At 58.8% G+C, this 25,741-nt stretch carries 21 protein-coding genes; 5 read left to right on the plus strand and 16 right to left on the minus strand.

Translation table 11 applies throughout. From position 1 onward, the window contains the following. The first annotated feature begins 38 nt into the window (after positions 1-38). Both NE850_RS20375 and NE850_RS20380 read left to right on the plus strand, forming a co-directional pair. Positions 39-995: a fatty acid desaturase gene (locus tag NE850_RS20375; RefSeq protein ID WP_310699318.1), complete on the plus strand. Its 957-nt coding sequence runs from the start codon at positions 39-41 to the stop codon at positions 993-995. After that, positions 996-2,252, plus strand: coding sequence for a sodium:solute symporter (locus NE850_RS20380; protein WP_310699319.1), 1,257 nt, complete (start codon positions 996-998; stop codon positions 2,250-2,252). Positions 2,253-2,274: 22 nt separating this feature from the next. Here the strand turns inward: NE850_RS20380 and NE850_RS20385 are convergent, their stop codons facing one another. The 4 genes from NE850_RS20385 to NE850_RS20400 form a co-directional block, all read right to left on the minus strand. Next, positions 2,275-3,162 (minus strand): HTH-type transcriptional regulator ArgP, encoded by an 888-nt coding sequence (locus NE850_RS20385; RefSeq protein WP_310699320.1) that lies wholly within the window; start codon positions 3,160-3,162, stop codon positions 2,275-2,277. A gap of 438 nt (positions 3,163-3,600) precedes the next feature. After that, positions 3,601-4,509, minus strand: coding sequence for an MBL fold metallo-hydrolase (locus NE850_RS20390; protein WP_310699321.1), 909 nt, complete (start codon positions 4,507-4,509; stop codon positions 3,601-3,603). Between the two features lie 128 nt (positions 4,510-4,637). Then, a complete protein-coding gene (locus tag NE850_RS20395) occupies positions 4,638-6,389 on the minus strand; it encodes a GMC family oxidoreductase N-terminal domain-containing protein (protein WP_310699322.1) in 1,752 nt (583 codons plus the stop codon). A gap of 93 nt (positions 6,390-6,482) precedes the next feature. Then, a complete protein-coding gene (locus NE850_RS20400) occupies positions 6,483-7,808 on the minus strand; it encodes an MFS transporter (protein WP_310699323.1) in 1,326 nt (441 codons plus the stop codon). 503 nt (positions 7,809-8,311) lie between these two features. On the opposite strand from NE850_RS20400, the gene NE850_RS20405 reads away from it, so the two are divergent. Then, complete coding sequence (locus NE850_RS20405; RefSeq protein WP_310699324.1) at positions 8,312-8,911, plus strand: carboxymuconolactone decarboxylase family protein; 600 nt, start codon at positions 8,312-8,314, stop codon at positions 8,909-8,911. Between the two features lie 101 nt (positions 8,912-9,012). Here the strand turns inward: NE850_RS20405 and NE850_RS20410 are convergent, their stop codons facing one another. The 8 genes from NE850_RS20410 to NE850_RS20445 all read right to left on the minus strand — a co-directional run bounded on the left by NE850_RS20410 (position 9,013) and on the right by NE850_RS20445 (position 16,961). Further along, on the minus strand, positions 9,013-9,555 hold the full coding sequence (locus NE850_RS20410) for a MarR family winged helix-turn-helix transcriptional regulator (RefSeq protein WP_310699325.1): 543 nt from the start codon (positions 9,553-9,555) through the stop codon (positions 9,013-9,015). A 508-nt stretch (positions 9,556-10,063) separates the two neighbouring features. Further along, positions 10,064-10,939: a fumarylacetoacetate hydrolase family protein gene (locus NE850_RS20415; RefSeq protein WP_310699326.1), complete on the minus strand. Its 876-nt coding sequence runs from the start codon at positions 10,937-10,939 to the stop codon at positions 10,064-10,066. A gap of 95 nt (positions 10,940-11,034) precedes the next feature. Continuing rightward, positions 11,035-12,528 carry an aldehyde dehydrogenase family protein gene (locus NE850_RS20420; RefSeq protein ID WP_310699327.1) on the minus strand — a complete coding sequence of 498 codons (1,494 nt, stop codon included), beginning with the start codon at positions 12,526-12,528 and terminating at the stop codon, positions 11,035-11,037. 384 nt (positions 12,529-12,912) lie between these two features. Then, positions 12,913-14,025 carry a porin gene (locus tag NE850_RS20425; RefSeq protein ID WP_310699328.1) on the minus strand — a complete coding sequence of 371 codons (1,113 nt, stop codon included), beginning with the start codon at positions 14,023-14,025 and terminating at the stop codon, positions 12,913-12,915. Between the two features lie 487 nt (positions 14,026-14,512). Next, entirely contained in the window at positions 14,513-14,809 is a 297-nt protein-coding gene (locus NE850_RS20430) for a DUF1330 domain-containing protein (RefSeq protein WP_310699329.1), read from the minus strand. 10 nt (positions 14,810-14,819) lie between these two features. Next, entirely contained in the window at positions 14,820-15,470 is a 651-nt protein-coding gene (locus NE850_RS20435) for a glutathione S-transferase family protein (protein ID WP_310699330.1), read from the minus strand. A gap of 95 nt (positions 15,471-15,565) precedes the next feature. After that, positions 15,566-16,345, minus strand: coding sequence for an SDR family oxidoreductase (locus tag NE850_RS20440; protein ID WP_310699331.1), 780 nt, complete (start codon positions 16,343-16,345; stop codon positions 15,566-15,568). Between the two features lie 46 nt (positions 16,346-16,391). Further along, entirely contained in the window at positions 16,392-16,961 is a 570-nt protein-coding gene (locus NE850_RS20445) for a VOC family protein (protein ID WP_310699332.1), read from the minus strand. 783 nt (positions 16,962-17,744) lie between these two features. On the opposite strand from NE850_RS20445, the gene NE850_RS20450 reads away from it, so the two are divergent. Continuing rightward, positions 17,745-18,581, plus strand: coding sequence for a TauD/TfdA family dioxygenase (locus NE850_RS20450; protein ID WP_310699333.1), 837 nt, complete (start codon positions 17,745-17,747; stop codon positions 18,579-18,581). A gap of 797 nt (positions 18,582-19,378) precedes the next feature. Here the strand turns inward: NE850_RS20450 and NE850_RS20455 are convergent. The 4 genes from NE850_RS20455 to NE850_RS20470 all read right to left on the minus strand — a co-directional run bounded on the left by NE850_RS20455 (position 19,379) and on the right by NE850_RS20470 (position 24,349). Continuing rightward, complete coding sequence (locus NE850_RS20455; RefSeq protein WP_310699334.1) at positions 19,379-20,368, minus strand: ABC transporter substrate-binding protein; 990 nt, start codon at positions 20,366-20,368, stop codon at positions 19,379-19,381. 83 nt (positions 20,369-20,451) lie between these two features. After that, positions 20,452-21,402 (minus strand): PDR/VanB family oxidoreductase, encoded by a 951-nt coding sequence (locus NE850_RS20460; protein ID WP_310699335.1) that lies wholly within the window; start codon positions 21,400-21,402, stop codon positions 20,452-20,454. A 10-nt stretch (positions 21,403-21,412) separates the two neighbouring features. Further along, the gene (locus tag NE850_RS20465) at positions 21,413-22,525 is read right to left on the minus strand and encodes an aromatic ring-hydroxylating dioxygenase subunit alpha (RefSeq protein ID WP_310699336.1); all 1,113 of its coding nucleotides are present in this window, start codon (positions 22,523-22,525) and stop codon (positions 21,413-21,415) included. 438 nt (positions 22,526-22,963) lie between these two features. Further along, positions 22,964-24,349 carry an MmgE/PrpD family protein gene (locus NE850_RS20470; protein WP_310699337.1) on the minus strand — a complete coding sequence of 462 codons (1,386 nt, stop codon included), beginning with the start codon at positions 24,347-24,349 and terminating at the stop codon, positions 22,964-22,966. 315 nt (positions 24,350-24,664) lie between these two features. Here NE850_RS20470 and NE850_RS20475 point away from each other — a divergent pair, with 315 nt between their 5' ends. Beyond that, a complete protein-coding gene (locus NE850_RS20475) occupies positions 24,665-25,696 on the plus strand; it encodes a cupin domain-containing protein (protein ID WP_310699338.1) in 1,032 nt (343 codons plus the stop codon). The last annotated feature ends 45 nt before the right edge of the window (positions 25,697-25,741 follow it).

Here is a 25,741-nt window from a genome sequence, read left to right on the forward strand (position 1 = left end):
CGGAAGCCTGCCATGACCATGCACGGTGAGGTCAGCCCATGGACAAGCCGAATCTAAATTCCTCCGTGATTACGGACCAGAATGCGCTGCGCGATATGCTGTGGGCGGCAGGGCTGGATTTGCGTGCGCTCCAGCGTCCAAACATCGGACGCGTGTTTGCCGATATAGGCTTCGACTGGGCCAGTATTGTCTTCATGGTGTTCGCCGTTCACCGGACAGGGTGGTGGCTGGGTCCGATTGCGGTCATGTGGGTTGGGAACAGACAACGCGCACTCGGAAACCTGCTACACGATGCGGGCCATCGAAACCTTGCGCTTTCGTCCCGAGTCAACGATCTGATTGCGCGTATCTTTCTGGCACCGGCGCTCTGCAACAGCCTTGCTGTCTATCGAGAGTTGCATGCTCGCCACCATGCGTGGCTTGGCGACTCCAGACGGGATCCAGACTACATTGCGACTGAGCACGAGGGCGAAAGCTGGCCATGGTGGAAGCACTACCTTCGCGTCCTATGCTCCAAGAAAACATGGCTGGGTTCGCTGTTGGGACATCTTTACGCGTCCGCTGCTACGCGTCTGCAGCGCGCTGCTATCCTACTCTGGTGGACAGCCTTGCTGACAACGATCGCGCTCGCCGCCGCCCCCGGGTACGCGATCACGTTGCTCGCGATCTGGATCATCGCCCGAGCAACGTCGTTCCATCTCGTCACGACCTTCCGGGAGATGTCCGATCATTTCGGCCTTCAGCCTGGTGGCATATTCAGCTTCACTCGTGATGTTTCGGCCTCAGATCTATGGTCCCTGGTCATCCACCCCCGCAGCAATGGATATCACCTGACACACCATCTGATACCGTCTATCCCCTATCATCGACTTGCGACGGCACACGGGATTTTCCGGACGCTTCCCGGCTTTGCAGGCCTCGCCTCAATTTCCGACGCGTACTTTCGCGGAGATGGCGCGGTCGTGCGAGCCTGGACCACTACCGACGAGGCCTGAATGATCGTCCAACAAGAGCTTGGCCCACTAGGGGTCGCGACGCTTCTGGTATCGGCCAGCTGCGGCATCGGATTTCTCTTCGGCTCGGGCGAGATGGCCTTGCGTGAGGGAATGGCTGGCAGCCTCTACCCGTTGGCCACCGCGGGCGGCATGGTGGTGCTCGCGTTCCTGGCGCGCCCGCTGTGGCTCCGGGGGCAACCAATCTGGGGCACTTTCGGACGTGCCTACGGCGCAAAGGTCGGAAACGGCATCGCCGTGCTCTCTCTGATCTGGATGACGGGTGTACTGGCGGCACAGATCAAAGGGGGCGTCGCGATTGCGACGTTGTGTGGCTTGCCGCACGGCGTTGCATTGGCGGTAATCCTCGCGCTTGTGCTAACGGCCACATCGCTCAGGCTCGGTGTTGCCGCAACAATCTTTGCAGGTTGCCTGCTCGCCAGCAACCTGGTCCTGCTATACGTCGTCATTCACTCGAACGGACTTGGCATCTACACCAACGCCATCCCCAAACTCGCACGAGATACCCGAAAACTGCCACCGTTCGACGTCGTAACAACGGTCGTCGCGGTGACATTTCTCGTTGTCACAGGCGCCGACTATCAGCAGTTCATCATCGCCGCGCGTCGCCCCAGGGACGCGTACCTCGGCACAATTCTGGCAGCAGTCATCCTCTTTGCGACGGGATTTCTTCCGGCTAGCGCCGTGCTCGCGAATCAGGCCAGCCTGCGCGGAGCCGGAACCACGGATACCGCGCAGGTCATTCCGTTTTTGTTGTCGCAATCCGCCGCTCCGGGGGGGCACAACGCGGAGTTCGCGATGCTGGCAATTCTCCTTGCTGCCGCGCTAGGCTCGGCCGCGGCGGTCACGCGCGCCATGGTCGACGCCCTCTCGGCAGTTGCTGGGTCCCCGTCGTTGCTGCGTCGGCCCATCGGTTCTATCGTCATTCTTGGCACAGGCGGAACGGTAGCCGCAGCTAACCATCCAATGGTTGAAACAATTGTGTCGATGAACATCGCGTACGTCGCGTCGGTCGGTGCTTTATTTATCCTGCACGAGGTGGAGGCTCCCATATCGCCTCGCAGCGCGTGGTCAATGGGCATCGCCGGACTATCGACCTCGATGGGACTTCAGATGGTCCGGTGGTTCGACTTGGTCACGCTACCATCGGTCACTCCGCTCGTTGCAGGCCTGTCAGCATCTGTGGTCACTGGTGTGGTCAGCGAACTGATTCGCCTTCGCCCCATCCAGCTAAAATGAGGCGCCCGCAGTGCCGATCATCCTACGTCGCTTGTATGAGTGCGGCGCGCGCCGCATTCATCACGATTTCGCTGATCCCAGCCATCGGCTGTAGCTCTGACTTCCAGTGATGCCAGTACAACTCCACGTCCAGCGCGTGCGATGGTGTGAGGTCCACCAGCACACCGTTCCCGATAAGTGGTGCAGCCTGAAGTGACGGCACAAGTCCATAACCAATTCCCCCCACGATCGCGCCAAGCAACGCCACAGGTGAAGGGAAGTAGTGTTTCACATATCGGCCGACCCGAAGGCCAAAGAACGAGTTCAGAAACGTGTCGTGCAAGGCATCCTTCCGGTTGAAAAGGATGGCGGTAGACTTCAACACCGCCGGAACCGTGAACCCGTCCATAAAGTACCGGTGCCTGAAGGTCGGCGTCGCGACACACTGGTAGCGCATGCAGCCGACAGGCTTGGCAATAAAGCCGACCAGAGGATCCGATTGAGTTGCGATGGCGCCCATGACATCGCCCCGGGCTAACGCGCCCAGCGTATGGTCCTGATCGTCCACCATAAGTTCTAGCGCGATATGATGCCTCGCGAGCTCCCAGGCGACCGGCTCGAACCAGGTCGCAAGCGAGTCTGCGTTGACCGCCAGCGGAAACGAGACGGGAGGAAACTGATCCGGTCGGATCGACTGAAGGGTATCTTCCTCAAGTAACCTCAGCGCCACGATGTGTCGCAACATCGCTTCACCAGCACGCGTCGGTGTGACTGCCCCTTCCCGCATCAGCAACATGCATCCGACGTGCTCCTCAAGAGCCTTAATCCGCTGCGAAACCGCGCCCGGGGTAATGTTCAGGACGGATGCCGCCCCCCGGAAGCTCCCGTGCTCGATAACTGCAGCCAGCGTTTCCAGTTGTTGACGATCCACAACATGTCTCCCAGGCATATCGTATGAAAAGCACCATGCGTTCTGTAGGGAAACTGGTGGCCATCAAACGATCACATGTCCCGCACGTCCCTTTGATGTCCCCGACACGTACCTGTATCCGCTAGCAATCACCCTCCGTGACGCGAATGCGCTTCTCGACTGTAGGCCGCAAGTCGCGTGCATGACGGAATAGCTGCCCAGCCTAAATGGCTCGTTGCGTGTCGCAGTCACGGCAACCAAGAGCCGCCGCGCAAGGCGCACCGTGGCTATCGAAACGCGCCCGGCGAATCACGTACCGTTCGGCCGGTCGACACTACAGTTTGAAACTGAGCTGGCGACGCCAATTGAGCAGACGTCGAACACCCCCGACGTTGGCCCTATGCAAACTTAGCGGGATTCAACGCGTTTCGTTTAGAAAGAATCGTTGAAGGAGCGTCGTCATCGGCGGTGCGCCGCCACTGCAGTGGACTGCCACGACGGCCGTGGGACATCCAGGTATTCGTACCTATACGCCCCCTTATGCCGACAAACCCGGCCGCCCGAAACGCCAGAAAAATGAGCAGGAAAAAAGACCGTGGAACTATCAGCGTATTTCTCGAAGAGTTCACTTCGCGTACGGCCCGCCAATGGTGAATCGTGGTCGCCAAAGAATCGCGTTTCAGGACGGACCAGCTCAAGAGGATGATGAAACACATCACCGGAGAAGATCACCTTGTGGTCGTCGCACTGCGCATGAACAATACAGCTACCTGGCGTATGCCCCGGCGCACCCTGCAACCACACTCCGCTGCCCAGCTCATGTTCGATGACATGATCCGTTTCGACCAGATCGGCCAGGCCATGCTCGACGACCGGAAGAATACTGTCTTCGAACGCCGCCCGGTTCAGCGTGTCTGAATAGCGGCTCTCAAAAAATTCATAGTCGGTCCGGGTGAACAGATATCGCGCGTTGGGAAATGTCGGAACCCACTTCCCGTCAGCCAGTTGCGTGTTCCAGCCAACGTGGTCGAAATGCAGGTGCGTGCACAATACAAGGTCGATATCGCGCGGCGAAAGCCCCACTTCCTGCAGTCTTGCCAGGTATGGGGTGTCGAGCCTGTTGCAGAAGGGAAGCTCCCGCGTCTTGTGATTGCCATTGCAACTGTCAATCAGGATATTCTTGCCGTTCACGCGCAGCACGTAACTCTGAAACGGCATATGGATCTTCGCGAGAGAAAGATCCTCGTTCATGCCCTCGTCCCAGTACCATTCGCGCAGACGGCGCACGTCTTCTCCCTCGATGTCGGGCAGCGCGAACGACAAGGGCATGTACACGGATTCGAGCTCCGGAATCTTGTCTATCGTCATGTGGCCCATCCTGAAATTCACCATGCTTCCCCTCAGAAAACGTCGATTGTGTCCAATACGCCGCCTGCACCATCGCGTGAGCACGGATACCCGGCCCCGTCCGGCCTCACGTGGGCGACCTCGCGCCTCTACCGCGCATATGCCAGAACGCCCGCCGGGAGCATGCCCGGCCGGGTATCGTTGAGAATGGCATCCGATATCTTCTCCGCGCACATCATCGTCGGCAGATTGGTGTTTGCGCGGGGGACCGTTGGAAATATTGATGCATCGGCTACGCGAAGTCCCGATACGCCGTAGACGCGACCTGCAGGATCCGTCACCGCCATAGGGTCGTCTGCCCGGCCCATGCGCGCGGAACACGACGCATGCCACGCGCCGATCGCGGTCTTTCGAACAAATGCTTCGAGACGCTCATCACTGTCCATAAGGCTCGCCAGATCGAACTGATCGATGACCATATTGTTGATGATGTACCGACGGATCGCATTAGGGCCGTCAAGCAGCATGCGCGCGAAGCCCGTCACCAGCCTGTTCCTGGCAGTTACTGCTCCGTACTGAAGGACGCGATCGGTATAGGACGCCGGGAACACTTCGCCACACACCGCTCTGAGTGGCGGCAACGCATGGATTTCGACCATGCGGCGGAATCCGTCCATCAGGCGCTGGGCGTCGCGCTGATTGGACAGGAGATTAAAGTCAACGAGAGGAGCATCCGCGAAGTGCGGGCTCGCAAGCCTGATTTCGCCGCTGTCAGATTCCGTACCGTTGACCAGCAGCGCCATCGCCCCGATCTGGCTACCGACCGGGTGCCATGCGGTTCTGCTCACGACCCCCACAGACATATCGCTGGGACGATCGCCAATACCCGACGTATAGCGCAAGCCCACCTGCATATGGCGCCGGGTGTGATGATTCATCCGCGCTTCGGGTTTCACAAAGCAGCCGACCGCAATCGCTGGGTGATCCATGAGCCGGCGCCCGACGCCGGGCCGGTCTGCCAGAACGGGAATACCGAGGTCCTGCAGGTGGTGCGCTGGCCCGATTCCCGCACGTAGCAGATGAGCCGGGGAATAGATCGCCCCTGAGCACAGGATCACTTCGCGCGCGCGAATGGATGTCGGAGCGCCATCGACCAGCGCTTCGACACCAACGCACATTTTTCCTTCGAAACGAAGGGCCGTTACGGGTGTTCCGGTCATGATGCGCAGGTTCGTGCGTGCGCGCACCGAACCATCCAGATAAGTGGTCGCCGCTGAAACACGGCGCTCATCGCGATTGGATATTGCCATGGAAAAATACCCATCCCGAAACTCGCCGTTCTGATCGGGGAGGTAACGGTATCCGGCCATCTCGAATGCCTGTGCCGCAGCACGCGCGTGTCCACACCAGTGGTCACGCGGGATACGGCGAATGGCGATAGGACCATCCTTGCCATGAAGGGGGCCGTCGAAATCGAGATCGGTCTCCAGCTTCCTGAAATAGGGAAGAACCGCATCCCAATTCCAGCCAGTTGCACCCAACCGCACCCATTCATCGTAATCATCCGGCGCGCCGCGGTTCGCAGCCTGCCCGTTTATCGTCGAGCCGCCGCCGAGCACGCGCGGCTGAATGTACTTCCTGCGTGGTACTGGCTGCGTCGGGTACCCTGCCTGCGCCGGTGGCACGCCCTGCGTTGTAACGCTGAGATCTGGCCAGTGAAATCGTGGATTGTTGAACGCCAGGCCAACGTACGTATCGTCCACGTCCGGCGGCACCTGCCCCTCCACGATATCGGGTCCAGCCTCAAGCAGAAGCACCCTGTTCGTCGGAGATGTGGACAACCGGTTCGCGACTATGCAACCAGCCGAACCGCCGCCCACGACGATGTAATCAAATTCCACAGTCCACTCCATCAAATATCTCTCGTCTGGCCGGCAGAAACTGGCCGCCGCGCCCTCTTCTGATGCTCTTTCCGATAAGACTTCGCGTTCACTTCAAGGAGAATCCAGTTCGCCGACGGCAACGGCGCCGACACTGCCCGCTTTCCTGCCAGCACCAAACGAAGGAAACGCACCCTTGAACACGACCGGGATCAGGCCCGCGATAATTGCCATGCAACCAAAAAACAGCATCCCGTCATAGAAAGACCCCGTAGCCTGGCGCAACGCGCCGAAAGCGTATGGACCCATGAAGCCACCGATACCGCCGACCGCATTGATGATCGACAGTCCGCTCGCGGCACCTACCCCTTTGAGCTCCGCAGTCGGAACAGAAACAAACACCGCAATAAAGGCATTCAGGGCGAACCCGACGAGGCAGAGCATGATAAACGTGGCCATTCCCTTGGTCGAAATACCGACAAGAAGAAAGGTCGCAGCCCAGAACGCGGCGCCCGCGAGATGCCACCGACGGTCCCCCAGACGGTCCGAGCTCCACCCGAGCAGCAGGGTTCCTGCCGCTGCGCAAAGCCACGGAACTGTCGACATCAACGAAATGAAGACGCTCGACGAACCCGCGAACAGCGACTTGACGACCTGTGGCAACCAGAGGGTATATCCGAAACCGAAGCACAGATACACAAAGAAACAGACCGCGTAGGTCCAGACCCGAAGGGAAAGAAATGCGGTCCAGAAGGTGCGCAGCGCTACACCATGTCCGTCCCTGACTTCCGCCAACTGCAGCAGGACACGCCGGTCTCCGGGCGCAAGCCACTGCGCGCTCGCTGGATCCCGGGGAAGAAACTTCAGGATATAGAGGCCAAGAGCCACAGCAGGAATACCCTCTGCGAAGAACATCCAGCGCCAGCCGCTCAGACCGAATGCGTTCACATTCAGCAGAACGGCGGCAAGCGGCCCTGCAACGATCGAAGCAATGATCGAGGCCAGTATCCAGCGGCTGTAGACGCGCCCGAGCTGTGACGCCGGATACCATCTCGCAAAGTAGTAGTACGCTCCCGGCGCAAACCCGGCCTCGCAAGCTCCAACGATGAAACGCAGCACACTGAAACTCACATGGCCCGTGGCCAGTCCCATTGCAGCAGAACAGATTCCCCAAGAGATCATTATGCGGGCAAACCATTTCGGCCCACCGAGGCGCACAAGAAAATAGCTGCTGGGAATCTCCAAGCCCGCATAAGCAATGAAAAACAGACCTGCCCCGAAACCGAAGAGCTCCGGGGTCAGTCCGATCTCCCGGTTCATTTCGAGCGCGGCGTAGCTGACGTTGATGCGATCAACAAAGCTGATGAAGTTCCCCAGACAGAACACCAGCAGGATCTTACGGTCTATCAGACGGCGTCCCGCGGCAGACAACGACTCCATGTGCTCCTCCTGTCTCCAGTCGCGCTTTCCGGCAATACCGGAAGCACTCCTTGTACTAGATACGGCGGCGATACCGTCCTCGCGTCTGGCACTCACCAATGTGCGCGCCATCGGATGACAGGCCACGGCCAGAATCTTCGCCGCGCACCCCGCCGGAATTTAATTCACTCAGTTCACTGAATGTATTTTTAGTATAGCGAAAAGCCTGCAGACCATTCAATCGCAGATGCTAGGGAGTTTCCCGTATGAGATGCTCGATCCACGGGTCAGTGGGACACAGTTGGGCAAATTTTCTGGCTTTTTCCATCAATATCGGCTGCCGGAAAACCCTCCAGCATCAATGCACGACCCTTAATTCCCGAAGGAACAGCGTCGGGTGTGTTGCGGTTTATTCCGAAGAATGGCAGTATTGTGATGATTAAAATTGAGGGCTCTCCGCTCTGCCCGAACGCGCTCCTCGCGCTGGCAAGGCGCGGACATCAACAAAACTGGAAACACAGGAAATGATGGCAACAACAGATGCTCATGCAAGACCCCCACGCTTTGCAGGCCTGTCCATCGAACAGCTCGAAGGCAGACAGAAGGAGGTAGCACAGAAGATCCTGGGATTTTCGCTGAATGGTCTTAACGGGCCGTTCAACATGATGCTGCGAAGCCCGGACGCCACGGATATCATCCTTCAGCTAAGCGACTATCTGCGCTTTCGCACCGCTATTCCGCAACGACTCGCAGAACTGGCCATCCTCGTGCACGCCCGCATCTGGGGTGATCAGTACGAGTGGGATATGCATGCCGGGCGTGCCGCGTCCTGCGGCGTCACCGCCGATACGATCGAGGCACTGCGGATTGGTCAAACGCCAGCGACAATGCCGCATGATGAACGGAGTATCTTCGATTTCGCCGTGCGACTCGTAAAACGTCGCCCCGTCCCCGATGACGGGTTTGCCGCGGTACTTGGCGTGCTTGGAGAACAGGGGGTAGCGGACCTGACGATCATGCTAGGCCAGTACGCGACGATATCGATGATCCTGTGCGTCAGTGAAGCCGGTAGTGGCCGGTTCTCAATGCCGTCGGTCAATGAGGAACCCTTCGCACAGCAGTGAACGACAGACACCGCCAGTTGAAAGGCTGACCTTGGGGCAACGGAGGCGGTGGTTTTCAAAGAACTCCCGCCAGACGACGGGAGGCACCCTGCGCCAATGTTTCAGATTACGCTTGCGTCCGTCGACACCTTCCTGCTGCGCTTCGGACTTTCGCCGGGTCCCAGCGGCGCCCGGCTCAGACTGTTGTTTACATTGACGAGCTTGGTCAGAAGCTCCATAAAAACACGCCGCTCGGTCGCGGTAAGAGGTTCAAGCAGGATCTGATCGACTGCCGGCAATTGCTCACGCATGATCTTGATCAGCGCTTTTGCCGCTCCCGTCACGAACAGGGCGCTCGAACGCCGATCCTTCTGCTCACGCCGCAACAGCCCTTTCTCGCATAGCCGCTGTACGACCGTACTGACTGTCTGGCGATCGATTGCAATCAGCCGACCCAGCGCGGTCTGATCGATGCCGGGGTTGGCGTCAATCATAGTCAGCGCTCCCCATTGCACCTGCGTCAGATCGTATTCTTGCGCCTGGGTCAGAAAAATGGAAACCGATATCTGGTGCAATCGACGTATCAGGTAGCCAGGATGCTTGTACAGTTCACGCTGGCTGTCTTCAAACGCTGTTTCGACAGCGCTCCCGCTATCCTTCGTCATCTTTTTATTCCCTTTTTCAGTCACAGCATTGCAGCGACCGCACGTAGCCTTCACACCCCGGAGGTTATCCTGGTCAGCGGAATCACCCGCGGCTTTCATCGCGGGCTGCTGTCGGTCAGCAACAATCCATCATAACTTCCAGCAGTCTTACGGGTCAATCTGCGATCAGTGTACTGACACCGCTGTTGATTGGATGGCGGCGTTCCTGCTCGTACCGCCGGAATATCACAAGACAGCACGATCCAGGCAAAATGCACACCGAGACCGCAAGCAGAACCGGGGCTAACATCCGGACCCAATATTGAGGCCCTGCTGTCCATTGCCCCCCGCACTCTGCCTCCACGCGGCACGGCTGGATTCAATCACCTTGTCAGACCGATACCGGCACGACAGAACGCACGCGTCCGGCACGCGCGCGCAACCGCTACCGCGGTGACTCACCCGTTTACATGCTCCGCTAGCAACAGGTAGATGCCGTTGCACAACGCGCGCGCCCTATGTCAGATTATTAGCTGCGAGCCTTCGCCGACTCGTGAGCACGTACCCTCACCCGCATGAGACCGAGCTGTGGGCATTGCGCTTCAATCACGTCCCCCGACGCTATCGGTGCAACGCCCTTTGGGGTGCCGGTGTAGATGACGTCGCCCGGATGCAGCGTGTAAAAACTCGAGGCGAACTGGATGATCTTTCGCACGTCAAAGATCAACTGGTTCGTCAACGCCTGCTGCCGCTCCTCTCCATTGACGCTCAGCCGAAGATCGAGCGCATCGGGGTATGGCAGCTCATCCGAAGTGGTCAGCCATGGCCCAAGTACCGAATAGCTGTCAATCGATTTACGGAAACTGCGATCCTCCCTGCCCCGGAGTGTGATATCGAGCCCAATGCAGTATCCGGCTACATAGGACAGCGCGTCCTCCCATTCGACCTCGCTTGCGGTCTTGCCAATGACCAGGGCGAGTTCCAGTTCGTGGTCAGTACGACGTTCGGGAAAACGGATTTCGATGCCCTGCGACGGCCCCACAAGTGACGACGCGGCTTTCAGGAACAGGCCGGCCTTGCCGATTTCCGGAATATCGTGACCCGGAGAAACATTGTTCTCCTGCATTTCCTGAATATGTTCCTGGTAGTTCACCGGCGCTGCGACGATTTTCCCTGGTCTCGCAACGGGCGCGAGCAGATTGATACCGCCGAGGTCCAGTTTTGCAAGACCGTCCAGATCAGCGGGAATCAACGATCGGAGCTGCTCTAGCTGAGCGATCAGCGGGTCGCCAGGGAGGGAAGGATCGCGCTGGCGTTCCACCTCCCGGGCCAGTTGCGTGATGTCATATACGGCGTCTCCCTGAACAAGCCCGACGCGATCGGACTCGAAACGGCAAATCTTCATGTCATGTTTCCTGGAATCGTTATAGTGCTTCTGCAGGGTTGTTGGGCTTCTGCCGACGTAGAAAGCGTTAGCAGAAGCCTGCCCCGGGGGCGAGCCTAGAGGCCAATAAGGACGGACTTGACTTCGGTGTACATCTCGACCCCGGCGCGGCCGCGCTCGCGCCCGAAGCCCGACTGTTTGAAACCACCGAACGGCAAGGTGTTTTCGGGAAATTCCCGCGTATTGATCTTGATAGTACCGGCCTTGATTCGTCGTGCCAGCTTGTGCGCGGCGCTCAGATCCCGTGTCCAGATGCAGGCAGCAAGACCATAGATCGTGTTGTTTGCCTCTGCAGCGATCTGGTCGATCGTCTCGTCATCAAAGGCGGTCGCGCACAACACCGGCCCGAAAATCTCTTCCCGCATCACAGCCATCGTCGACTGCGTGTCCGCGAGTACGGTCGGTTGCAGAAAATAGCCATCTTCGCCCAGACGTGTCCCACCGGCGACGACCTCTGCCCCTTCCTTGCGGCCCGACTCCACATACCCCATCACGCGCTCGAGCTGGGTACGCGAGACGAGCGGCCCCATCTGCGTCTCCGCTTCGGTACCCGGTCCGACCCGCATCTGCGCCGCGCGCGCGGCGACACCCTCAACGATCTGGTCGTACACCTTCCTGTGCGCGAAAAGTCGGGAACCCGCGACGCAGATCTGCCCCGAGTTCAAGAAGATGCCGCCCGCCGTCGCTTCGATCGCCTTGTCGAGATCGGCGTCCGGCATGATGATCACGGGCGACTTGCCGCCCAGCTCCAACGTGACCCGCTTCATCGTTCCCGCAGATGCGCGCAGGATGGCCTTGCCCGTTTCGGTGGAACCGGTAAACGAAATCTTGTCGACGCCGTCATGAGCAACAAGCGCCGCGCCCGCTGTCTCGCCAAAGCCCGTTACGATGTTGACCACGCCCTCAGGAAAGCCGGCTTCCTGTACAAGCTCGCCCAACCGGATGGTCGAAAGTGGCGTCTCTTCCGCAGGCTTGATCACCGTGGTACAGCCCGCAGCGAGCAGCGCCGCGAGTTTGTGAATGGTTGTGCCGAACGGTGAATTCCACGGCACGATCAGCCCGACGACACCCATCGGCTCGCGCACGGTATACGCATGCCATTCGCCTGCGGCATTCGGCGTAACGGTTTCACCGCCGATCTTTCCGCTCCAGCCCGCAAAATAGCGGACTACGTCCGGCGCGCCGGCTGCCCCGGCCACAGACAGCCATGCCGGCTGGCCGACATCATGGGTCTCGATAAGCGCGATCTCCGCAGCATTGGCCTCGATCAAGTCCGCGAGACGGAGCAGCAAACGGGTCCGTTGTGGCGGAGTCATCCGGGACCATGGGCCGTCGAAAGCCGCACGCGCCGCGCGCACCGCCGCATCGACATCAGCAGTGTTACCCGCCGCGGCCGTAGCAATCACTTTACCCGTGGCCGGGTCCTCCACATCAAACCTTCGTCCGTCACTGGCTGGTACCCACCTGCCGCCGATCAGCAAACCGTGTTCACGCTCGAGAAAGCGCTTGACGGTCGGCTGGACTTCTACGAACTGGCTCGCTGTTGTCATGATAATTCGTTACCCTGTTTAACCTTCGTACTTAAGGAATGTCCGTCAGGCCGTCCGATCCGACAGATCCGTCATCGGCGCGTAATTTCCCGATGGATTTGAAGACCTGATTGATCAATATGCCGACGGAAGAAGCTCCACGACCGATTACTTCGCGGCATCAGGCCAAAATTGCAAGATAGGCAGAAACCGTACATTCACTATACTGACATTCAGCCCAGGAATCAAGACGGAAACGCACCCGCGATTAGGTGTGCTTCCGCCCGGTAACTCGATGCGGTACGTGAGTTCTTCGCTCCGTCTGCTTCCATAGCCAAAGGCGACCGGACTAGCGTCGGAGAACGCAACGCATGGCATGTGATGCCGCACTGCAAAGAAGAAGCCTCAGAAGCTGTGTCGGATGCCGGCTACAGCAAATACCTGAGAGCGGGTTGTCGATGGCGAAAGCAGGTATATCTCGGCATTCTTTGCGTCACCCGCTGCCCTTTGATAGCTCCCCGCCAGATACAAGTCGGTCCGCTTGCTCAAGAAATAGTCGATACCGACATTTACCTGATGGTACTTTGGACTGTCGCCCTGAGGATGATATTGGCCTGTGGTGAATATGTATGCGAGGCCAAGCATCAAATCAGGTCTGACATAGTGGGTCAGCGAAACCTCATAATTTTGCAGCGAAAGGCGGGACGCATCGAGATAATCGAAGAGCACGTTCGTGTACAACGCAGATACATTCGTCGTGCCGAACGAATAAGCACCTCCAACCCCGAAAACGCGCTGCTTAAGCACCCCGGATTGCGTTGCCGGGTTAGTCACGAAGGGGGACGTGTAGCCATAGTCGCTCACGATTGCGCCATTGGTATTGGTTGCCGCGTTTGGACGGTTGATCAATAGAAATGCGGCGCCTGCCGAGAACTGCCCCGTCCGATATTGAACCGCGGCACTATATGCGTTGTTGTTTGAAAAGCCCCCCGGGTCGTTAGAGAATCCATACAGTCCCTCAGCTTGCAGTCCACGATATTGTGGGGTCTTATACTGTATGGCATTGTTGATGCGGAACGTGTCAAACACGTTATCGCTATCGCCGATGTGCGCCGCTGTCGACGCAAACTGGCATTCCGACGAAAACCCGCAGAGCGTCACCATCTCATCGTACTGGCGGCCGAACGTGACCGTACCCCAGGTATTGGACGATAATCCGATATAGGCCTGCCGGCCGAACTCACGGCCGTTCTGCATCAGGGTTCCATTCATCACGTTGAACCCGTTCTCCAAGGTGAAGATCGCCTTCAGGCCGCCACCTAGGTCTTCCGATCCCTTTATTCCCCAACGGCTTGGTTGCATGGTACCGCTGGCCATCTGCCACGACGAGTGGCCGCCCTGGTTATTCGAATACTGCAGTCCGGCTGAGATCAAGCCATAGAGCGTCACGCTGCCCTGTGCCATAGCGTTTCCACTCACGCCAAAGATTGCCGCAAGTACAATCAAGAACTTTTTCAACGTCGCCTCCATATATTTTTTAACTGGAATGTATTTCCTTTTTTTCTATTTCCTCATATTTCCATATTACATAGTATTCCTAATTTATTTAATTAGATTACGATTCATGGAATGTGGCAGGCTCACGTTGCCCAACAATTCCGTGTTTTGTCCGTCTCGATACCAGGCAGCTCAGACGAGCTCAAGGAAGCATTACTCGCGCGCCTTGATCTACCTGATAGCGTCCCTTCAGCCATCATATGTACATGCGGTCGCTGATTTTTCTGCTCCGCTGTACAGCAGTTACTCCATCTTTTCCTGAACCTGGCCACCCCGCGCTAGACATCTCTGATCGAGATGTCTATTTTCTGCTTTCCGTATAGTTATCCTTATTAGATTTCTCATATTGTTGTCGCCCTTCCACCCAGGCGTCCGGGCGACGCACGCACATCCGATTTACCCCTCGTCAATGCAACCACAACGCGGCTGACATAGCCGAACGGACCGGCTATTCCTCCGGGACGCCGTCGACAATCACGATTTCAACTTCGGAGGCACCTTCCCTCAAACTGCTCGCCTCCTGATATTCGGCGGACGAGTAGCAGTCGAGTGCCTGCTCAAAGGATGGAAAGGCAATCACCAGAAAGCGGTCGAAGCCAGGCGAGCCGGCCAGAACCTGGCTGCGGCCGGCTCGGGCCAGGTAGCGTCCACCGTACCGGGCGATAATGTGTGGCACCCGCGTGGCATATCCCTTGAAACGCTCCGGGTCACTCACCGTCACCCGTGCAAGCCAATAGGCAGTCATCGTATTCTCCTTAAGCGGGTGCACGAGTGCGTGAGCCAGGCGCAGGCATGGAGTTCATCGCTCGCGCGATAGCCGGTCGCGCCGCCATCGCCGCCTGCCACTGTTTCAGATGGACAAGTTCCGGAATGCCCTCAACGGCCGCCCTCACAACCGGAAACCCCATCAACGGGTATAGCGCCACGTCCGCGACCGAGAACTCCCCGATGAAATTTCCGTCGGTTGCCAGTTGCGCATCCGCCAGCCTCAGAAAATTCTGCAGGCGAGCGCGTAGCAGCACTATGGCGTCCTCGGGCGGCGACTTCATCAGCGACAGATGGAACAGCGATGTCGCAGTCGCACCCAGATCCGTCAATACGAACATAAGCCAGCGCACCGCCTGTGCTTTCCGAGCGGCGTCCCGAGGAAGCAGATGACCAGACTTTTCCGCCACGTAAATGCAGATGGCGCCGGATTGCGCCAGTGTCAGAGGTTGCCCGGACGGACCGTCAGGGTCGACGATCACCGGTATCTGCCCAGCAGGATTGAGCGCCAGAAACGAAGCGCTCTTGTGTTCGCCCGCCGCGATGTCGACGTCGTGAAGGCGGTACGGAACACCAGATTCCTCGAGCACGCATACGGCGCGCTGCCCATTCGTGGTTCCCGCAGCATAGCAATCGATCATGATCACGCTGTGTTAGTTGAGCGTCCGCAGCGACGCCCGTATGAGAGAAAAACGCGCCGCACGCAGCGGCACGCATGAGAGTTGGTTACGTGGCATCAGGAGCCAATGGCGCCGCCACAAACACTGATCGCCTGGCCGGTAATGCCTTTACCGTCCGCCGAAATCAGGAAGGCAACTGTGGCCGCGACCTCGGCAGGATCGATGAGCCGTTGCAGCGCGCATATCTCCGATGCCTCCTTGCGCAGTTCGTCGACCGACTTGCCCTCGACCGGCGCACGCGCGGCGAGCACTCGTGTCAGCCGGTCGGTGTCGCAAGCGCCGGGTAGCACCGCATTCACCCGAATGCCCTCGCTTCCGGCTTCCTGCGCAACTGCCTTCGCCAGGCCGATGACGGCCCACTTCGTGGTGCAATAGGATGCACGCAGCGCAAAGCCCACCCGCCCTGCGACTGACGACATATTGACGATCGCGCCACCGCCTGCATCACGAAGGAGCGGGATGGCGTGCTGCATGCACAGGAATGAGCCCGTTACGTTGATGGCCATCGCTGCGTTCCATTGCTCAGGCGACAGCGTCTCCACGCGTCCCACAGGCCCGGCAACTCCGCAGTTGTTCACGAGTCCGGTGAGGCGGCCCATTGACTCCAGTGCATCCTTGAAGAGCCTGTTCACCGCCTCCGCATCGCTCACATCCGCTACCGTCGTCGTTATTCCCCGGTTGCTGGTGCGCAACGAATCAAGCGCGACCGCGTCAATATCACAGACGTGAACACGCGCACCTTCGTCCGCGAGCCGTTCCGCGATGTACCGCCCAAGACCCGAGCCACCGCCTGTCACCACGACTGCCTGTCCATCAAGACGTTTACTCATAGTCATCCCCGATTGTTGAGTGTCTGCTCACACGCAATAGCGTGCCTAAAGGTTAATCCTGCCCGGGCATGGCGGAGAGTCGGCGCGCGACCCACTCGTCCGTCACCCCGGGAAGCGATTCAAGTTCCGCTCTGGCCTGCGACTTTGTCTGGGTAAAAAAACCGACGATCTGCTGCTCGTCACCATCCTCTGGCTGGCAGGCAAATTCCAGTCGCGTACCATGCGGGTCGTAGAAGTAGATTCCGAACATGCCCGGCCCCTGCTCAACTGAAGGAATATACTGCACGCCGTGCTGCCTGAGACGGGCTTCGAGCCCAGCAAACTGCGAAGCCGTCACCACGAACGCAACGTGTTGCATGGCGCCTATCGCATTCCGGTTGTGCTGACTTTCGGCTCCCTTGGGTATTTCGAAGAACGCCAGCATGCTGTCGTTGCCCATATCGAAGAAGTAGTGACGGCAGTTCTCATACGGCGGGTTGCCCCGGTTCCTGGGACCCAGACCAAGACCTGGCGGCACCTTCATCACGTGAATGAGCGGAGCTCCTACGACGTCGACATAAAAGTCGATCGTCTTCTTCATGTCGTCGGTACAGAGCACCAGATGATGGACACCGCGGGTCATTGGCCTCTGCAGCGGCCTGTGTCTTTGCCCGGGAACCGAAAGTGTTGCATCGCGTGTCATGAAATAGTCTCCTCAGGATCGTTCATCTATAGGCATGCGCAGCGCGTCAGAATTTGCCAGACCGCAACCGCGCGCCGTGCAAGCACAAAGGCTCGTATCTTTGGACATCGACAGGAAGAAGGAAAATGCGGCCGACGGCCGCTGCGCCCGTCACGTAACCCGCTGCGCCATTGCCGCCATCATCGGACTGTCTCCATTACCCTTGTCCGCACCAGGGATGCTCTCGCACTCCGGCGCTGTGTCTGACTATGTTCCGGACAATAGTAGATCGTCATAGCACTGTCAATCAGGGAAATATGCCAGTATGACCACCTCTTTCGCACATGCGCTTACGGGAATAAGCGAGACAATACGAGGATTTCCGGCGATTATTGGCAGTGTTTCGTCCCGACCAGACGGTGCGAGTCAGGGAAAACGAGTACATCTCGCTCGCACCCATCTAACCTATCATTCAGTGGACTGATCGACTGGATTGATTGCAATCTGATAGCGACTCGTGATGCTTCGCCGGAAGCACGACCCGACAGGAAGGCCGGGTATGCCGGTGGGAAGCCGGGAAGTTCGGCTGGCATGTGCACGACGGTTAGCCAGATCGATCTGTAGACTGCAATGCTAACGCGGCCTGGTAGCCCGTGCCGCCCGGCTCGCACTACATTGAAGAACCTGTTTTGCACCCGGCAGTTGCCTGCCGGGCGCGGATGATGATTTTTTTGGAGACGACAGATGAGTATTGAAGTACGACGCCTCACGGGCGCAGGCGGAGCAGAAATATTCGGGGTGGATCTTTCGAAAAAGATGTCCGCCGAGACGTGGCAGGACGTACACGACGCGTTGCTGCAACATCACTCGATCTTTTTCCCTGACCAGCAGATGTCGCCCGAGCACATCATCGCGTTCATGGAGCGACTCGGCACACCGACCGTCCACCCGTATCTCAAGACGGTCAACAAGGACTATCCGTTCGTGCACGAGTTGCGCAAGGAGCCAACCGAGAAAGACAACTATGGTGGCGCCTGGCATACCGACTTTACTTTCATCGAGAAGCCCGTCGCCGCAAATTCCCTCTATTCGCGTATTACGCCCGAATTTGGTGGCGACACCATGTTCTGCAACCTCTATCTCGCGTACGATGCGTTGTCCGATGGGATGAAAAAATTGTTCGATGGCGTGCGGCTACTGAATGCCACCGGCAAATATCTTGAACTCGTTGGAACGACGCCAGCTGCGCGCGACGATGCGTACGACACCCTGAAGAACGTGCCGCCCTGCCCCCATCCGCTGTTCAGAACCATACCGGAGACCGGCCGCAAGTGCCTGTACGTTGATCCGGGTGCCGCAATCCAGTTTGAAAACATGACAGTCGCCGAGAGCAGGCCAATTCTGGATTACCTCGTCGCCCATCTCCAGCGCCCCGAATTCCAGTACCGGTATCGCTGGCGGCCAAACGTATTCGGCGTATGGGATAACCGCTGCCTGGTCCATTATGCGGTGAACGATTACGCCGGTCAGTTGCGCGTCATGCACCGCATGTCCGTCATGGATCGCGAACGCCCCCGATAAACGTGTCGGGCCACGCTCGCACGTCGATGTGCTTCGCATGAACTGCACCCCAGATCGTTGGATGCCCATTCATCGATCTGGGGTGTTTTTTTCACGGGTAGGTAAAGCGCGCAGTTCAAACGCTCCGTTGTCAAAGGCTATCTGACTGGCAGAGGTGGCAGTAGCGCGCACGTTGCCCGCCGGCATGACGTTGACGATGGCACCGTGCGCAAAAATGGGGCGCGGCGTCGCGGAGGCACGGCAATGAAGCGTTCAGGAAAAAGCTGAATGTGCTGCCGTTCATGCAGATGACGGCGTTGTCCTGTCGGGAAACAGCCGCTGTTTTCGACTTCGGAATCCGTCCAGCACCGGCATCTGAAGACGCCGGGGATGATTCGGGGGGGCGCCAGACACTGCAGCCTCGCCGTGAAGCCACCCAAGTCATCGGCGGCGTCCGTCCGGTCCATCCCGGACCGATGAGAGACGGCCACACGTCCGGTCTTCGCACTGGTCTCACGCATGCGAAGAACGCCATAAAACGACAGGAGCCGACGACTGTGCGTTGCCCATTCCGATCGGGCCTGGCGCTTACCAGAGGCGCGCTTACCGAGTGTTGCTTTCGGAGCGCGCGTAAAGGTAATTCCACGACGAGCAACACGCTCCAAATTGGGCATACATTTTCAAGCCGGGCTGATCAGGTCACGAAACCTAGGCCCCACCGACTCTTCATCGCCATTTCACTGTGAAAGCGAGTCGTATTACTGTTAGCCCTTGCAGCCTCAGGAAGGCAGCGATTTCCCGACTAGATCAGCATTGCCCTAGATAACGAATTGCTCCAGTGTCTGTGGCGCAAACAGTTCTTCGATCGTCATTGGCCTCGCCGACAGTCCCTGTCCGTGGTGGTAGCGCAGGAACGCATTCAACGTAGCCTCGTTCCCGGGCACGCCATAGCTCCAGAAATCACGCCCTATCGCGTTGACCGCGTCGAGATAATCGCTTGCCAGCCATGGCAACGAGACTTTCAACGCGCCGACTTCCCCGAGCTCGCGCAACGCATGGTCTTTCGCCGCGGTAAAAGCCTTCAGGAGGCTGGACGGCAACCACGGATTGCGCTCCACAAGTTCATTGCGGATTCCCACCACGTGCATGATGGGGAAGATCCCCGTTGAGCGGAAGTATCCCGTTTCGACCTCCCGGAAATCTGGAAAGAGACGAATGATGTCTGGATGCCCTTGCGCGAAAATTCCTGGTGCCCGAGGCGCGACGAGCGCATCAAGCTTGCCGTCAAGTAACCAGTCGACAAGCGTCTCGCCCGCCGGGACGGGGCTGATTTCTACTCCGGGGGGAGCCTGCATCGCCACCTTCTCGTGGCGCCCCGGTTTCTCGACCCCACCCGTGCGCCAGCGCATATCGGAAGGCTTCACACCATACTCGTCCTCAAGGATGCCCCGAACCCACACCGGAGCGGTCAACTGGTATTCCGGCGCGCCCACTGTCCGGCCCACCAAATCTTGTGGCTTTTCGATTCCTGCCCCACGGCGCACATAAATCGCCGAGTGCCGGAACATGCGCGACAGAAAGACGGGGATCGCCGTATACGGGCATTCGCCTCTTGAACGCAGCATCGTATAGCTGCTCAGCGATAGTTCAGCGACGTCGAATTCCCTGCCACGCAATGCGCGAAAGAACGTTTCCTCGACCGGCAGATTCAGGAACGTCGCATCGCACCCTTCAATCTCCACGCGGCCGTCAAACAACGCCCTCGTCCGGTCGTAATCCCAGCATGCTACTGTCAATGAAAGTCCCAATCGCTCTCTCCTTTTTTATCGATGTGGATTCATGGTGCAAAAGGCGCTACACGTCGGCCGCTACACGTACCCGCGATGCGGCGCTAGATGTCGAGCACAAGCAGGCTTGAATTCGACCGGGAGCAGCACGGCGTAAACTGATCGTTCGCCACCCGCTCGTCATCGGTCAGGTAAGCGTCGCGGTGATCGGGTATGCCATCGAGAACCCGGGTCAGACAGGTCCCGCATACTCCCTGCTCGCAGGACACAGGTACCGCGTAGCCCGCGCGCGACAGCGCCTGAACGACAGTGATGTCTGCCGCCACGTCAATCACGTCGCCTGTACTCGCGATCCTGATCTGGAACGGACGATCGCCGGCGCGCTGGCTCGCGGGATTTGCACCGAAATACTCCCGATGAACGTTTTCCGTCGGCCATCCGAGTTCGACGCTGGTTTGCATCACCGCGTCGATGAACCCCTGGGGGCCGCACACATAAAGGTGAGTTCCTGGCGTACGTTGGCCAAGTACCTGACGCATGTCGAGTTGCCGGTCCGGTGCGTCCCTGTCGAAGTAGAACATCATCTGTGGCGCCGGGTGGCCCAGCTTCAATTCCTCGCCGTACGCCATCCTGTCCGGTTCACGGGCACAGTAATGTACTTCGAACGATGCGCCGAGCAATGCCAGCCTGTGCGCCATACTTTTGATCGGCGTAATGCCAATGCCACCCGCCAGTAGAATGGAGTGCCGGGCCGTTTCATCGAGCGCGAAGTGGTTTCTGGGCTCACCGATGTCGATCGGGTCCCCCACGTTCAACGCATGCATGCCTTTCGAGCCACCACGCGTGTTGCTGTCAAGCAGTACGGCGAGCACATATCTATGCCGCTCTTCGGGCGAGTTGCAAAGGGAATACTGACGAACAATTCCCCCGGCGAGGAATACGTCAACGTGCGAGCCGGCGGAGAAGACAGGCAGCGGTCCACCATCTGGCAATCGCAGGTCGAACTCGCAGATTCCGTCTGCAATGGGCCGTCGCCCGTGAATCAGAACTTTCATGGCTCCCCGTTCAGGATTGAACAGCCGTGGGAGACGATGCCGGCGACGGCGCAGCGTTTTGCGCCACGTCGATATTGCGCGACGTGGCTGCTTGCGGCGTCCGCGCCGCAGATACCGCGCTCAGACGCTCCACAACCCGTCTCGCGCGATTTGCCCCACCGTCGACATGGATATCGACTCCCGCATGCTCCGGAAACCTGACCAGGTTCCGGTGCTGAGCTTCGACAATAACCTTGTCCTCTCCAAAGGTCTGCGCGGTCTGCGCAAAAACGGTGTCGATATTGCGATGTTCGGGGCCCGCGTGGTTGCTTGCAATCGTCCAGAAGTAGTGGGTCGTCGTATCGGTTTCCGGCGTGATGCCATGCAAGCCTCGCATATGGAACCCTCCCCGTTCTGGATTCTCCAGCGATTCCGCGCCTGCTTCAGCGGCTCCGGTCCAGATCCGCAAGTGTGTAACGTCGAATTCGATCTCCTGCCAGCGATCAACCTTGCCCGCGAACGGCCACGCATCCGTGTACGTCTTTGGCGGAATCGAATCCTTCATCCAGCGCCGCACTTTTACGATGTCGCCCGTCTGCTCGATGCGCATTTCCGCCGTCATATGCGTGGTGGGGTTGCCACCGATGGTCGCCAGATGCACGTAGCCCAGATGGCTAAGATCCATCAGATTATCGTGAATGAGGTAATAAGGCGCTTCGTAGTGATAGACATCGCCGCGGAATTCGTATCGCGCATCGTTGTGCCATGGATAGGCAGGCGGTGACGAGTCGGGAGCGGCACCCTCCTCGCTACCCATCCAGATCCAGACAATCTGGTCCTGCTCCTCGACCGGGAAGCTTCGTACGCACGCCTTTTCCGGAATCCGCTCCTGACCAGGAATCTCGATACAGCGACCTTCGCCATTGAACAGCAGTCCGTGATAGCCGCACCTGATCCCTCGCGACTCGAGCGTGCCGAACGAAAGCGGCAGCCCCCGGTGACAGCATCGGTCTTCGAGTGCCGCTGCGCTACCGTCCTTCAGGCGGAAAAGAACGACATGTCTGTTGAGCAGGGTCCGGGCGACCGGCTTTTCTTCGAGCTCCCAGCTGAAGCCCGCAACATACCACTGGTTAAGGGGAAACAATTGTCTTTCCTCCGGGGTTCATCCAGCTTCCAAAAATCAATACATTCAGTACACCAACAATAGCTTCAGTATACTCATCAACTCACCCCTACGACAATCCCCGTTTTATAGGTATTCCCCCTAATTTCGGAATACTCACCGCGAACAATCCGGAATATCGTGTGTGACACGGTTCATAAATTGCTCCATGAATATTCACAAGATCAGTATGCTGATCAATATTTTTTTAAGATCAAACCGGTAGCACAGACACAGCCTTATTCCTGCTACGCGGGCGCGCCCGCAACCCTGAACAGAAGCCGCCGCCGTGCCTGTGAGTCATCGATCTGCGAGCCAATTCAACGATCGCCGGGCACTCACAACTTTCGAGCCTACCCAGACAGACATGCGGAAGCCCGCAACAACGCGCCCGGTGATAACACGGCGATCTGCCGGCGCTCAGACGCCGGTCCTGTCGGGTATCAGCGCGTCGACAAGTACGTCAGGCTGAACCACCCCATCCGCGCTCCATACCGCACGCTCCAGGCGCTCGATGCATCCGAATGGAACTGCGAGTTCTTCGGCGATCCGCGCAAGCGCCGCGGCCGCGCTCTCCCGGTCGAGTTCAAAATCTGCGCTGCCAGGGCTATACCGCTCTTCGATCATTCCCTGCGGGGTAAAAATTCGGATCGTGTGTGACATGGGACCCAGCCCAGGCTCGCCAGTAACCGTAATTCGTTCCGCAAGCGCCAGAATGTCCGGATCAGTTCGCTCCTCGATATCGACGAACCGCAGGTTGCCACGTAACAGGCAGACGGCGGCAACGTAAGCGGTACGCATCAGGGCTGCGCCCGTACCCTGAATGGGGCCGGTGGCCGCAATTCCCGGAAATACGGCTTCTGCCTCGGGCAGCGAGATTTCCACCCGCGTGATCTCTGATACCTGAAGGCGATGCGCGCGCGAAAGTGCGGCAGCGCTTCGCGCGGGCCCCAGGTTGATACCGCAGACGGGCAATGGCTTGAATCCGATCGCGTCGAGACACCAGGGCCCGCGCAGGCGCTCGATAATCGCTTCGACATCGGGCACAGAACCCAGATAGGCCGCGAAAAACCCCGATTCCCCTTCGAATACATCTGGCGCAGCGGTCTGTCCCGCCTCCCCTAGTAGGGCGAACTGGACGGCATTGCGGCTCGCCTGCGCGATATGCACGCGCCATTCGTCGGTTCCGGCGATCCATGCCTGCCCCAGCCCGCAGGCAAAATTTGCCGCTAGGCCCAGCGTGTTCGCGATAGCGTCGTTCTCAAGCCCGAGCAGACTTGCGCAGGCTGCCGCTGCGCCCACGCTGGCGAACACGCCGCTCGGTCGAAAACCACGCGATGCGACGCCCGCCGCGTATCCGCTTCCCAGCGCCGCGGCGACCTGGTAAGCGACCGCCAGGGCAACCATCAGCCTGCGCGGGTCGGTCTTTCGCCATTGCGCGATGGCCAGACACGCGGGAATCGCAACCGCGCCCACATGGGAACCAGCGGCATGATGAAAATCATCCTGCGTCCGGGCATGCATCATCGTCGCGTTGATGAAGGCGGCGTCCGCCGGCGACATCAGGCTGCCGTCGACCAGAACCCGCGCTCCGCTGTGGCCCTGCGGCAGGGCAAATGGGAGCAACGCCTGCAGGGAGCCTGCGCACGAGCGAAAACCGGCAGTCGCAATCCCGAGATTGAAGAACAGACAGAGTTTCAGCTTGTCGATCACCGGCGCCGGCAGGTCTTCATAGCGCACCTGTGACACGAATGTAGCAATTGCCGGACTCAACCCAAGGCCTGTCCGAAGTTTCATTTCGTCCATGATCCACATGTCTCCTTCGGCATCAATGCGCCGCACTGGTATTTGTCGGAATACGTTCACAGGGAACATTAGGTTACGATCAGTGTGCTGTCAATTGTTAGCTTGCCCAATCTTTTATCGGCGAATTAAGCTCTATATTCCGCCATTCAAGATGGCTTCGTTGACTTTTTCTTACTGTCACATCTATGATTGTTTGACTTTTACCCCGTCGCGACATCTCGAAGCAAGGTCGCAACGCATTCCGATACCACGACCAGGAACGCCTGGCCCGACTATCTCACCGCAGCGCGTCCCGAACGCGCAGGAGAAGACCCGATGGAAGAAGAAACGCTTGATTTCGACGCAGTCCGGCAGGCATGGCGAGCGGCACACCTGGTGCCACTATGGGAAAGCCCCACCGCTCACAAGCGGCCACCCGGACCGGTCCCGGCCCATCTCTGGAAATGGGAAATGGTGCGCCCCATGGTGGCCGAAGCGTTGAACATCACCTCGCCGTCTGTCGTCGAGCGCCGGGTATTGCAGCTCGTCAATCCGCAAGCACGCACACCCGAGGACGAATCGACGGCAGGAATTCTGGCCGCCGCCATTCAGAGCCTGCGGCCAGGAGAGTCGGCACGTCCCCATCGTCACTCGATGAACGCACTTCGCTTCGTTCTCGAGGGAAGCGGCGCAGTCACTGTTGTCGACGGAAAACCGTGTCCAATGTCGAGGGGCGATCTCATCCTGAATCCCGCGTGGACCTGGCATGGTCACCGGCATGACGGCGACAGACCCGTGATCTGGCTCGATGTACTCGACGTACCACTGCACAACTATCTTGGGTCCGCGAAATTCCAGCCTGGACCGCCCGACGAAATGCCGCACGCGATTGCAGAGGATGCCTTCGCTGCACCGAATTTGGTGCCCGAAATCAGCGGCGTCCCCCGATCCTATTCGCCCGTCTTTCGCTATCCCTACGCCGATGCGTGCGCGGCCGTCGCGGCGGCACCCCTGGCCGCCGACGGAACACGTCGCGTCCGCTATGCGAACCCGTTGAGCGGGGGCTCATGCGTCTCGCTGCTGGATGCCTGGTTCGTTCAGATTGATCCCACGGGTCAGGCGACCGTGCCGGTCAGAACAACCGGCAGCGCGGTGTGCTGCGTGGTAGACGGGCACGGCGAGTCCACCATTGGAGAATCAACCTTCTCGTGGGGACCGAACGATATATTTACCCTTCCTGCGGGCAATCGCGTCACGCATCGGTGTACGTCAGCAGAGCCCGCACGGCTGTTCGTCGTAACCGACCAGGAGGTATGGGCGCGGCTCGGTCTGCTCGAGAATGAACCGGCCGTACCGGGCGCCCTATGAGCAGTTCGAGCGACACAATATCGTCGTCGATTTTCTGGCCGTTCG

The sequence above is a fragment of the Paraburkholderia sp. USG1 genome (assembly GCF_031570135.1).
Taxonomy (GTDB): domain Bacteria; phylum Pseudomonadota; class Gammaproteobacteria; order Burkholderiales; family Burkholderiaceae; genus Paraburkholderia; species Paraburkholderia dioscoreae.

Coding starts and splice junctions, on each gene's coding strand:
- NE850_RS20375 (WP_310699318.1), top strand. CDS start 39: ATGGACAAGCCGAATCTAAATTCCTCCGTGATTACGGACCAGAATGCG.
- NE850_RS20380 (WP_310699319.1), top strand. CDS start 996: ATGATCGTCCAACAAGAGCTTGGCCCACTAGGGGTCGCGACGCTTCTG.
- NE850_RS20390 (WP_310699321.1), bottom strand. CDS start 4,509: ATGACGATAGACAAGATTCCGGAGCTCGAATCCGTGTACATGCCCTTG.
- NE850_RS20400 (WP_310699323.1), bottom strand. CDS start 7,808: ATGGAGTCGTTGTCTGCCGCGGGACGCCGTCTGATAGACCGTAAGATC.
- NE850_RS20405 (WP_310699324.1), top strand. CDS start 8,312: ATGATGGCAACAACAGATGCTCATGCAAGACCCCCACGCTTTGCAGGC.
- NE850_RS20410 (WP_310699325.1), bottom strand. CDS start 9,555: ATGACGAAGGATAGCGGGAGCGCTGTCGAAACAGCGTTTGAAGACAGC.
- NE850_RS20415 (WP_310699326.1), bottom strand. CDS start 10,939: ATGAAGATTTGCCGTTTCGAGTCCGATCGCGTCGGGCTTGTTCAGGGA.
- NE850_RS20420 (WP_310699327.1), bottom strand. CDS start 12,528: ATGACAACAGCGAGCCAGTTCGTAGAAGTCCAGCCGACCGTCAAGCGC.
- NE850_RS20430 (WP_310699329.1), bottom strand. CDS start 14,809: ATGACTGCCTATTGGCTTGCACGGGTGACGGTGAGTGACCCGGAGCGT.
- NE850_RS20435 (WP_310699330.1), bottom strand. CDS start 15,470: ATGATCGATTGCTATGCTGCGGGAACCACGAATGGGCAGCGCGCCGTA.
- NE850_RS20440 (WP_310699331.1), bottom strand. CDS start 16,345: ATGACTATGAGTAAACGTCTTGATGGACAGGCAGTCGTGGTGACAGGC.
- NE850_RS20445 (WP_310699332.1), bottom strand. CDS start 16,961: ATGACCCGCGGTGTCCATCATCTGGTGCTCTGTACCGACGACATGAAG.
- NE850_RS20450 (WP_310699333.1), top strand. CDS start 17,745: ATGAGTATTGAAGTACGACGCCTCACGGGCGCAGGCGGAGCAGAAATA.
- NE850_RS20460 (WP_310699335.1), bottom strand. CDS start 21,402: ATGAAAGTTCTGATTCACGGGCGACGGCCCATTGCAGACGGAATCTGC.
- NE850_RS20470 (WP_310699337.1), bottom strand. CDS start 24,349: ATGGACGAAATGAAACTTCGGACAGGCCTTGGGTTGAGTCCGGCAATT.
- NE850_RS20475 (WP_310699338.1), top strand. CDS start 24,665: ATGGAAGAAGAAACGCTTGATTTCGACGCAGTCCGGCAGGCATGGCGA.